4 protein-coding genes are annotated in these 2,648 nt (G+C 56.7%); all 4 read right to left on the bottom strand.

Annotated features, from left to right (window positions below):
* Positions 1-285 precede the first annotated feature (285 nt).
* Positions 286-852, bottom strand: coding sequence for an OsmC family protein (locus ACZ4FV_RS51995; RefSeq protein WP_004574805.1), 567 nt, complete (start codon positions 850-852; stop codon positions 286-288).
* A gap of 14 nt (positions 853-866) precedes the next feature.
* Positions 867-1,643 carry an SDR family NAD(P)-dependent oxidoreductase gene (locus ACZ4FV_RS51990; RefSeq protein WP_004574804.1) on the bottom strand — a complete coding sequence of 259 codons (777 nt, stop codon included), beginning with the start codon at positions 1,641-1,643 and terminating at the stop codon, positions 867-869.
* A gap of 59 nt (positions 1,644-1,702) precedes the next feature.
* Positions 1,703-2,287 carry a TetR/AcrR family transcriptional regulator gene (locus ACZ4FV_RS51985; RefSeq protein WP_004574803.1) on the bottom strand — a complete coding sequence of 195 codons (585 nt, stop codon included), beginning with the start codon at positions 2,285-2,287 and terminating at the stop codon, positions 1,703-1,705.
* Positions 2,284-2,648 (bottom strand): cupin domain-containing protein (locus ACZ4FV_RS51980; RefSeq protein WP_465328446.1); only part of this gene is annotated, 365 nt, incomplete at its 5' end. The genes ACZ4FV_RS51980 and ACZ4FV_RS51985, both read right to left, overlap by 4 nt.

The raw sequence follows: 2,648 nt of genomic DNA, 5'->3' as shown, positions 1-2,648 counted from the left end.
CGGTATCGGTCGCCATGCTCGCCTCGCTTTGGTGCACACGAGTATTGAGCATAGACGAGTTTCGTGCAGAGGAGTCCTGATATCGGGCTGTCAGGAGCCGTATGCACAGCAGGCTTCATGTCTCGTTGATTGGTGCAGTCGTCTTCTGAAAATGACATCCGGTTAGGGTATACCTCAAATTGACACTGCGTATTCCAGAGAACGTGATGACGGAAGGTTGAACCTTCCGTCATAGCGCATCTGGTTTGGCCTCCCGTCAGCCAACCACGGGAAACACTGACTCGATCATTGGAGAATGGTCAGCTTGGCCTTGAGATCAATGGCTCTCGCGAAGTTGTGGTAATTCGGCGATGTTCGCTGCACCTGCGCGTGCAATGCTTTCAGCGCCGCCGAATCCGCCGACGACTCCATTTCGACCTCATACTCGACCTGGTCGTACCCTGGATTGATCCCAGGATCGATTCCAAGAAAACCTCTCAGATCGAGGCTTCCCTTCGTGCGGATAGTCAGCGATTGCAACTCGATGTTCATTGCCGCCGCATTTGCCGCGTAGGTTGCAGTCATGCATGCGTTCAACGCAGCCAGGATCAATTCTTGTGGATTAGCGGCCGTGTCGGTACCGAGCAATTCTGCCGGTTCGTCCGCGTCGATGACAAAGCCGCGCGCCAAGGCCGTGTCACCTAGTACGAGCGGCATGGTTCGCGCACGCGTCCGGGTGCCACCCTCCCAGGTTGTCACGACGCCGAACGTCGCGATGCCTGCGGCGGGCTTTGCTGCGACCTGATCTGCAAACTCACGCAATGCGCCGACGTTGATCCCGTTGCCGGGAGTTCCTTTAATGTTTGTGTTCATTTCTCGTTCCCCCATTATGTGTTACGCCCGGCCATCACGCCGCCGTCAACGTCCCAGATTGCGCCCGTCACCCATGCTGCCTTGTCCGACAACAGGAAGAGGATGACCTCGGCGACGTCTTGTGGCGTCCCAACCCTGCCGATTGGGTGGAAGCTGTTGAATCCCTGTAAGGCGCCATGAACCTCGGCCTTGGGTATGAATCCCTCGTAAATCGGCGTTTCGACAACCGCCGGAGAAACGGCATTGACCCTGATTTGTTTGGATGCCAGCTCCATCGCAAGGTGCTGGGTCAGCGAATGCAAACCTGCTTTTGCCATCGAATACGCGGACGACGGCGTAGCCGCAATCGCCTGCTTGCCCCACATCGAGCCGATGTTCACAATGGCGCCGGGACGCTCGCTGGCCACGAGATTGGCCACGACTTTTTGTGTGATGAAGAAGAACGCTTTATTCAACGTCAAATATTGTTCGTAATCACTTTCCGTGTGCTCAAGAAACGCCTTCGGGAAGAACACCCCAGCCGCGTTGACCAGAAGATTGATGTCCTTGTGGTGTTCATCGATGGTATGCAGGAGTCGCTTCACATCTTCGGCTCGCGAGAGATCGGCAGTCAGGGCGGTCACGGTGCCCAACGACGACAGCGCCTTGCGGGCCTCTTCGGCCTTGTCTTCACGGTGACCGACGATGACGACGCTTCCGCCTTGCTCAAGAACCATGCGGGCAGTTTGCAGTCCCATCCCGCTAGTGCCGCCGATGACCAACAACTTCTTGCCATTAAATTCAGTACTCATAATAATCTCCTTAACTACCAACTAAATGGTAGGGTTGTGTTGCAAAAAAAGTGCCGACCTCAGGTCAACACGGTGGAAAGAAAAGTGTTTCCAACTTCGGCCGGTCCGCGTGACGACCGCATGCCACGGCCCACCATCATCGAGCCTTCCAACGCGCACAAGAATGCCTCTGCGAGAGCCTCTGGGGTGGAATTCGAGGTGATCAGCGCGGCACGCTGACCATCGGCAACGACAAGAGTCAACCAGTCGAGATTGACTTTAAAGAATCGCTCGACCTCGCTCACAACGGCGTCCGGCAGCGAGTCCGACTCGGCACCCAACATGCCGCAGACACAAAGGCGCCGGTCCTTGGCGAAGGTGCGTTCGAAAAGTGCCGCATACGCAGTTAGCCTGTCAGGCGCTTTCGCATGCTGCCCTTCGATGCTCAGCAACTCCTCACGAAACCGGTGCGTGTAGCGCTGTGCGACCACGGCCACGAGTTCACCCTTCTTGGGAAAGTGGTGGTGGATACTTGGTTTTTTGATGCCTACCAACTGGGCCACGTCGTCGTATGAGAAGCCGTTGTAGCCGTGCTGCTGTACCAACCCTTCAGCGGCATCGACCACCCGCTCGGCGGTCGGCGAGATTTCGGAGAAATGCTTCATGCAAGCGCCTCATTTGATTCGGCGACTGGCAGGTGGCCTGTCTTGACCAGGATGGTGCAGCCTGTATTGCTGAAGGGACGGTGAGCACTCAAATGCGGACTGCGCATCCATGTGCCGGTAGGGTAGCTTCCGAACTCATCCTCAAAGACGCCTTCCAACACATAGATTTCTTCACCGCCGTAGTGACGATGCGAATTGAATCGTGTCCCCGGGGCCCAGCGCACCAAAGCCGTATGTTGTGTGTCGAACTCAGAAAGTGGCATCACCGACAGACCCGGCACGAGGCCTGGAAAACAGGGGCCGTTACGGGTGTCGACCGCAGTGCGTTGGCTGTCGGCCAGATCAAGACGGCGCAGCTTGA

The organism is Embleya sp. NPDC025285 (assembly GCF_055558835.1).
The sequence above is the reverse complement of the archived record's forward strand: the minus strand, read 5'-3'. Positions and strand labels throughout refer to the sequence as shown.